The sequence below is a fragment of the Cryobacterium sp. M96 genome (assembly GCF_002929845.1).
Taxonomy (GTDB): Bacteria; Actinomycetota; Actinomycetes; order Actinomycetales; family Microbacteriaceae; genus Cryobacterium; species Cryobacterium sandaracinum.
Map to the genome: position 1 here is coordinate 90,669 of NZ_PJJS01000041.1, position 6,992 is coordinate 97,660.

Sequence of the window (6,992 nt, forward strand, 5' to 3'; positions counted from 1 at the left end):
CTGTCGCTGCGGGTTAGGCCATGCGGGCCTGGAGGTTCTCCGCGATGGCCGCGAGGAACTCCTCGGTCGTCTGGAAGGCCTGCTCCGGGCCCACGAGAAGCGCGAGGTCCTTGGTCATCTTGCCGCTCTCGACGGTCTTGATGACCACGTCTTCGAGCGTGTTGGCGAACTCGGCGAGCGCCGGGTTCCCGTCAAGCTTGGCGCGGTGCGCGAGGCCGCGGGTCCAGGCATAGATCGAGGCGATCGGGTTGGTCGAGGTGGCCTTGCCCTGCTGGTGCTGGCGGTAGTGGCGCGTCACGGTGCCGTGCGCGGCCTCGGCCTCGACGACCTTGCCGTCAGGCGTGGAGAGCACGCTGGTCATCAGGCCGAGCGAGCCGAAGCCCTGCGCGACGGTGTCCGACTGCACGTCGCCGTCGTAGTTCTTGCAGGCCCAGACGTAACCGCCCTCCCACTTCATGGCAGAGGCGACCATGTCGTCGATCAGGCGGTGCTCGTAGCTGAGGCCGGCCGCGTCGTAGCGGGCCTTGAACTCGGCGTCGAAGATTTCCTGGAAGATGTCCTTGAAGCGGCCGTCATAAGCCTTGAGGATCGTGTTCTTCGTCGACAGGTAGACCGGGTACTTGCGCTCGAGGCCGTAGTTCAACGACGCGCGGGCGAAGTCGCGGATGGAGTCGTCGAGGTTGTACATCCCCATCGCGACGCCGCTGCCGGGGGCCTGGAATACCTCGAACTCTTGCGGGGCCGAGCCGTCCTTCGGGGTGAAGGTCATGCTGAGCGTGCCCTCGCCCTCGAAGCGGAAGTTGGTGGCCTTGTACTGGTCGCCGAACGCGTGGCGGCCGATGATGATCGGCTTATTCCAGCCCGGCACGAGGCGCGGGATGTTCGAGATGATGATGGGTTCGCGGAAGATGGTGCCGCCGAGGATGTTGCGGATGGTGCCGTTGGGCGACGCCCACATCTTCTTCAGGCCGAATTCCTCGACGCGCGCCTCGTCGGGCGTGATGGTCGCGCACTTGACGCCGACGCCGTGCTTCTGGATGGCGCGGGCCGAGTCGATCGTGATCTGGTCGTCGGTCTCGTCGCGCTTTTGGATCGACAGGTCGTAATACTCGAGGTCGATGTCGAGGTACGGGTGGATCAAGGTCTCCTTGATCGCGTGCCAGATGATGCGGGTCATCTCGTCCCCGTCGAGCTCGACGACAGTGCCTTCAACCTTGATCTTCGCCAATGGAAATCTCCTCAGAATATCGGGGGGCAAGAATAGCCACACCGATTCTAGTGGAGCGACGTAACTATCTTGACATCGAGACAGTTTCCGGATCTTCCGGATGGGGCCACCCCCCACGCCCTGTCGTCCGAAAACCCGACTACCGGCCGGCTCCGGTGCACGTTAGCCTGTTCGCATGGGTGAACTACGACTGGAAGAACTGTCCGCGCGCAACATCGTCGCGGCGAACAGCCTGAGCCTGAAACCGGGTCAGGAGCAGTTCATCGCCCCCGTCTCCTACGCGGTCGCGGCGTCCGTCATCAACCCTGCTACCGCCTGGCAGCGCGTCGTTCTGCTGGACGGCGAGGTTGCCGGCTTCATTCACGGAAACTTTGACCCCGACTCACCGCACGAAGAATTCCGTGCCTGCATCTGGCGCATCAACGTGGACGCGGAGGCCCAGGGCAAGGGTGTCGGCAAGTTCGCCGCAGACGCACTCGCCGCCGAGGCCCGCAAGCGCGGCTTCGACCACATCACCGTGATCTGGGAACCCGGCGAAGAGGGGCCGGAGTCGTTCTTCCACCGCCTGGGCTTCAGCGACATCGGCCAAACCGTCTACGGCGAGATTATCGGCGCATTGCAGCTCTGACTCGCAGCCGATGACGGATGCCGGCACCCGGGAACCTGCCTTCGTCACGCACGTTCTCGGAATCGTGGAGTCGATCCCGGCCGGTCGCGTGATGACCTACGGTGATGTCGCGGCCGTGCTCGGCTCCCGTGGGGCCCGCCTGGTCGGGCAGATCATGGCGCGCCACGGCACCGCGCTGCCCTGGTGGCGTGTGATCCGGGCCGGCGGACGCCCGCCGATCGGGCACGAGGAGCGCGCGCTCCCCCACTACACCGCGGAGGGCACCCCGTTGAAGGCCGGGGCATACGGCTACCGCATCGATTACGCGGCGGCGCGCTGGAGCCCCGCATAGCGATCACCGCCCGGGGTTGCCCGCAATGCTTGGTTCGAGGCTGCGCCGGATGCTACCGTTTTTCATGGACAGCGAAAGCACAGCCGCACACACCGCCCTCGATCCCGTCGTCACCGACCCGGGCGCCTACCGAGTACTGCTTGAGAACGACCGCGTTCGCGTGCTCGAGTTCCTCGACGCTCCCGGCGATGAGACCAATCCCCACGAGCATCCCGACAGCGTCATGATCACGCTCAGCGCCTACGCCCGGCGCCTGTCGTCGGAGGGCCGCGAAATCGACGTCGAGCTGCCCGCCGGCGAGACCCGCTGGCTGCCGGCCCAGGAGCACGCCGGCGTGAACATCGGCCGCACGCCGACGCACGCGATCTTCGTCGAACTCAAGGAATCGCCCGCGATCCCGCGGGATCCCAGCTACCACCCGCTCGGACCGGTCGCCTCCAACCGCCCCCTGACGGGCACGCCGCTCTCCGACGACTCGAGCGACGAGGAGAAGGCCTGGGGGTTCGCCTAACCGCTCGCGCCGCGAGTCGCGTCGCCGATCACACCAGCGAGTCGCGCCAGGCGGCGTGCAGCTGCGCGAACCGGCCGGTGCCGGCGATCAAGTGGTCGGGCGTGCCGTCCTCCACGATGCGCCCGTGCTCCATCACGAGCACCCGGTCGGCGATCGCCACAGTCGATAGGCGATGCGCGATGATCACGGCGGTGCGTCCCCCGAGCAGTGTCTGCAGCGCCTGCTGCACGAGGCGTTCACTCGGGATGTCCAGACTCGAGGTGGCCTCGTCGAGGATGAGCACCGCCGGGTCGGCCAGGAACGCCCGAGCGAACGAGATCAGCTGCCTCTGCCCGGCGGAGACGCGCCCGCCGCGCTTGTTCACGTCGGTGTCGTACCCGTTCGGCAGCCCCGCGATGAAGTCGTGCGCGCCGACCGCTCGGGCCGCCGCCACGATCTCGGCGGGCGTCGCATCCGGTTTGCCGATCGAAATGTTGTCGGCGACCGAACCGCTGAACAGGTAGGCCTCCTGGGTGACCATGACGATCGCTCGGCGCAGGTCCTTGGGGTGCAGGTCGCGCAGGTCGACGCCGTCGAGGGTCACCTGACCCACCGACGGGTCGTAGAAACGCGCCATCAGCTTGGCCAGGGTGGACTTGCCGGCCCCGGTCGACCCAACCAGGGCGATGGTCTGCCCGGCCGGGATCGTCAGGTCGAACTGCGGCAGGATGACCCGGTCGCTCTGGTATTCGAATTGCACGTTCTCGAACGAGACCGCACCCTTTGCCGCCCAGAGGTCGACCGGCGTCACCGGGTCCGGCACTCCGGGATGCTCCTCGAGCACCCCGGAGATCTTCTCCAGCGCCGCGGCGGCCGACTGGTAGGAGTTGTAGAACATCGCCATCTCCTCCATCGGGTCGAAGAACCGGCGGGTGTAGAGCAGGGCCGCGAGCAGCGCGCCGATATAGAGCTGGCCGTCGACGACGCGGAACCCGCCGACCAGGAGAACGACCGCGACGGCCACGTTCCCGATCAACACGAGACCCGGATCGAAGATGCCGAACAGCTGGATGACCCGCTCATTCACCTTGCGGTAGTCCTCGACCAGTTCGCCGAACACCTTCTCGTTGCGTTTCTCCGCCCGGAAGGCTTTGACCGCACGGATGCCGGTCATGGTCTCCACGAACTGCACGATCAGGCTCGCCGACGCCGTTCTCGACCGGCGGAAGAGCGTTTGCGAGCGCACCTGGAACCAGCGGGTGAGCAGCGCCAACGGCACGATCGACGCGAGCAGGACAAGCCCGCTCGTACCGTCGAGCAGGAACAGGGCGATCGCCGTGAACACCATGTACAGCAGCCCCTGCACGAGCTGGTTGATGCCCGAATCCAGCAGTTCCCGGATGGCGTCGAGGTCGCTGGTCTGCCGGGAGATGATGCGCCCCGAGGTGTACGACTCGTGGAATTCGAGGCTCAGCCGCTGCGTGTGCAGGAAGACCCTCTTGCGCAGGTCGATCAGCACGGCCTGGCTGATCCGCGCCGACATGATCGTGTACCAGGCGATCAGGATGGCCCCGACCACACCCGTGGCGAGGTAGACCACCCCCGTGGCGGCCAGCGGCACCCAGTCCTGCTCCATCAGCGCGGGCAGACCGCGGTCGATCCCGAACGCGATCAGGGCCGGGCCGGCCACCTGCGCGGCCGTGGACACGACCACGATCAGCATTGCCGCGAGGACCGAAAAGCGCACCGGGTGCAGCAGCGACCCGAGCAGGCGCAGCGACCGGCCCCGGATCTGCTTGCTCTCCGCGGCGGTGAAGTTGCTGCGGTCTTCGCCCTCGACACCGGTGACGGTCATCGCGCCGCCTCCTCTCGTGCGGACTCTCGTCGTTCTTCGTCTTCCAGGCTCGAGATGACGAACTTGTAGTGTTCGCTCTCGCGGAGTAGATCGGAGTGCCGTCCGATCGCGGTGACACGCCCGTTCTGGAGCAGCGCCACCCGGTCGGCGAGCATCACGGTGGACGGCCGGTGCGCCACGATCAGCGCCGTGGTCGCGGAGAGCACCTCGCGCAGCGCGGCTTCGACAAGGGACTCGGTGTTCACGTCGAGCGCCGACAACGGGTCGTCGAGCACGAGCACGGCGGGTTTCGCCGCCACCGCCCGCGCGAGCGCGATCCGCTGCCGCTGGCCGCCGGAGAGGCTCATCCCTTCCTCTCCGACGAGCGTGTCCACGCCCTCCGGGAGGTCGTGGGCGAAGCCGGCCTGGGCAACCATGAGCGCCTCCTCGAGTGCGGCATCCGCTTCGGGCGAGCGCTCGGCCCACTCCGGACGGCCGAGCAGCACGTTGTCGCGCACGGATGCCGAGAACAGCGTCGCATCCTCGAACGCCATCGACAGGTGGCGACGCAGTTCCTCGCGGCCGAGGGAGCGCACGTCGACCCCGTCGAGGGTCACCGCCCCCTCCGTCACGTCGTAGAGGCGGGTGGTGAGCGCCGTCAGGGTGGACTTGCCGGAGCCGGTCAGACCAACGAGCGCCATGGTCTCCCCCGGTTCGAGCACCAGGTCCACGCCGTCGAGCAGGTCCGGGAAGCGGCTCGGCGAGTCGGGGTAGCGGAAGTGCACGTTCTCGAACGCGAGGCGGCCGCGGGGCCGGTCGACGGTGACGGGATGCTCGGGGTCGGTGATGGCGTTCGGCGCGTCGAGCACGTCGAAGAACCGGTCGGTCGCGGTGCGGGCATCGAAGGTCATCGACAGCAGGAACCCGACCGACTCGATCGGCCAGCGCAGCACGGTGGCCGTGGCGAAGAAGGCCACGAGCCCGCCCACGCTGAACTCGCCCTGGCCGGCCAGCCAGACACCGGCGACGAGGCAGAGGGCGAAGGCCACATCCGGGATCATCAGCAGCCACAGCCAGATGCCGGCGATGGCGCGCGCCTTCTCAATCTCGGTGCCGCGCAGGCTCTCGGCCTGGTCGGAGAAATTCTTCAACGCGAACTTGCCGCGCCCGAAGGCCTTGAGCACCCGGATGCCGTGCACCGACTCCTCGACGGCCGTCGCGAGGTCGCCGGCCTGGTCCTGGCTGCGCCGCGCAACGACGGAGTATTTCTCCTCGAACAGGTAGCCGACGATCCACAGCGGCACGGAGCAGACGAGGAAGATGAGGCCGAGGATCCAGTTCATCGACACCAGGATGGCGGCGCCGATCACAACGGTGACGACGTTCACGATGAGCAGCACGAGGCCGAACGAGATCCAGCGGCGGATCAGGTTGAGGTCGCTGACGGCGCGGGAGAGCAGTTGGCCGCTCGGCCACTTGTCGTGGAATGTGACCGGGAGGTCCTGCAGCCGGGCGTAGAGCGCGTTGCGCATCCGCGCCTCGATGTGGGTGCCGGGGCCGAGAACGAACCAGCGGCGCAGTGCGATCAGCACCGCCTCGATCACGCCGAGGGCGAGTACCACGATGACGGCCGGCCAGATCTGGGCGGCGTCCTGCTGAGTCAGGGCACCGTCGACGAGGCGCTGCAGCACCTGCGGGATGGTGAGCGCCACAAGCGCCGCCAGCAGGGCGGCGAGCATGCCGAGGGCCAGCCGCGGCAGGGCCGGCCGGGCGAAGGGGTAGAGGCGCAGCAGCACCTGGAGGGTGTTCCTCCGGGGCAGGGCAACGGGGTCGGTTCCCGCTGCGGGGTCGGGGTCGGGCGGATGGCTGTGGTCGGTGAGCGTGGTCACGAGTGAGTCCTGAACGAGTCTGGTTCCAGTGAACGGCGGCGCGCGGCGCCGGGAGGCCGACGACGAGCACGTCGGTCGGCGGGGGTGGAAGCCGTAGCTTCCGGGGGCAGCATGGCTGCCGGCCTGCGGGGCGGAGCCGGTCGCTGGGTGTCAGCGGCCCGGAGTCAGGCCCGAGGCGGGGCGGGAGATCGCGGGAGGGGGCAGGCTAAGCGGCGCGCGGGAACGAGGTGGCTGCGCCAAGGCGCGCGCCGTCGTTCGCACACGTTGCGATCGTGAACGGTGCTGTCTTGGTCATGTCGGCCTCCTGAGCGCGTGGTGTCTGAGCTGTGCCCCCCTGATCAGGCAGCTTTTCAGACTACGGTTCCGGGGCCTCGGGCGCAAGCGCCGAATTCGGGGATCGGGATTCAGCGCACCCGTACGCTCAGGCAGGTGACGCAGCCCTCGAGCTTCTCGAAGTCGGAGATGGGTGGCTCGGATTCGGCGCGCCGGTCATGCGCCGCTCCGCGCGTGGCGTGCCGTGCGCGGAGCGGCGCAGCACGCGCGCAGCGCCGGCGAGGCGACCGGGGAGCCGCCCGGGGCGGCTACCGCGGGC

General features: G+C 68.0%; 6 protein-coding genes. 3 read left to right on the forward strand and 3 right to left on the reverse strand.

Features of this window, described 5'->3' with window-relative positions; genetic code table 11:
- Positions 1 to 13: 13 nt before the first annotated feature.
- Positions 14 to 1,228 carry an NADP-dependent isocitrate dehydrogenase gene (locus CXY79_RS05765; RefSeq protein WP_104100190.1) on the reverse strand — a complete coding sequence of 405 codons (1,215 nt, stop codon included), beginning with the start codon at positions 1,226 to 1,228 and terminating at the stop codon, positions 14 to 16.
- Between the two features lie 175 nt (positions 1,229 to 1,403).
- On the opposite strand from CXY79_RS05765, the gene CXY79_RS05770 reads away from it, so the two are divergent.
- The 3 genes from CXY79_RS05770 to CXY79_RS05780 all read left to right on the forward strand — a co-directional run bounded on the left by CXY79_RS05770 (position 1,404) and on the right by CXY79_RS05780 (position 2,698).
- Positions 1,404 to 1,856 carry a GNAT family N-acetyltransferase gene (locus CXY79_RS05770; RefSeq protein WP_104100191.1) on the forward strand — a complete coding sequence of 151 codons (453 nt, stop codon included), beginning with the start codon at positions 1,404 to 1,406 and terminating at the stop codon, positions 1,854 to 1,856.
- Positions 1,857 to 1,866: 10 nt separating this feature from the next.
- Complete coding sequence (locus CXY79_RS05775; protein WP_104100192.1) at positions 1,867 to 2,187, forward strand: MGMT family protein; 321 nt, start codon at positions 1,867 to 1,869, stop codon at positions 2,185 to 2,187.
- A 64-nt stretch (positions 2,188 to 2,251) separates the two neighbouring features.
- Positions 2,252 to 2,698 (forward strand): cupin domain-containing protein, encoded by a 447-nt coding sequence (locus CXY79_RS05780; protein WP_198411461.1) that lies wholly within the window; start codon positions 2,252 to 2,254, stop codon positions 2,696 to 2,698.
- A gap of 28 nt (positions 2,699 to 2,726) precedes the next feature.
- Here CXY79_RS05780 and CXY79_RS05785 read toward each other — a convergent pair whose 3' ends face one another.
- Both CXY79_RS05785 and CXY79_RS05790 read right to left on the reverse strand, forming a co-directional pair.
- Positions 2,727 to 4,532: an ABC transporter ATP-binding protein gene (locus CXY79_RS05785; RefSeq protein ID WP_104100193.1), complete on the reverse strand. Its 1,806-nt coding sequence runs from the start codon at positions 4,530 to 4,532 to the stop codon at positions 2,727 to 2,729.
- Entirely contained in the window at positions 4,529 to 6,250 is a 1,722-nt protein-coding gene (locus CXY79_RS05790; protein WP_104100201.1) for an ABC transporter ATP-binding protein, read from the reverse strand. Before CXY79_RS05790 ends, CXY79_RS05785 begins: the two co-directional genes overlap by 4 nt.
- Positions 6,251 to 6,992 lie beyond the last annotated feature (742 nt).

Excerpts from the sequence above, each read along its gene's own strand:
- CXY79_RS05770 (WP_104100191.1), top strand. The coding sequence starts at position 1,404 with ATGGGTGAACTACGACTGGAAGAACTGTCCGCGCGCAACATCGTCGCG.
- CXY79_RS05775 (WP_104100192.1), top strand. The coding sequence starts at position 1,867 with ATGACGGATGCCGGCACCCGGGAACCTGCCTTCGTCACGCACGTTCTC.
- CXY79_RS05780 (WP_198411461.1), top strand. The coding sequence starts at position 2,252 with ATGGACAGCGAAAGCACAGCCGCACACACCGCCCTCGATCCCGTCGTC.
- CXY79_RS05785 (WP_104100193.1), bottom strand. The coding sequence starts at position 4,532 with ATGACCGTCACCGGTGTCGAGGGCGAAGACCGCAGCAACTTCACCGCC.
- CXY79_RS05790 (WP_104100201.1), bottom strand. The coding sequence starts at position 6,250 with ATGCTCGCCGCCCTGCTGGCGGCGCTTGTGGCGCTCACCATCCCGCAG.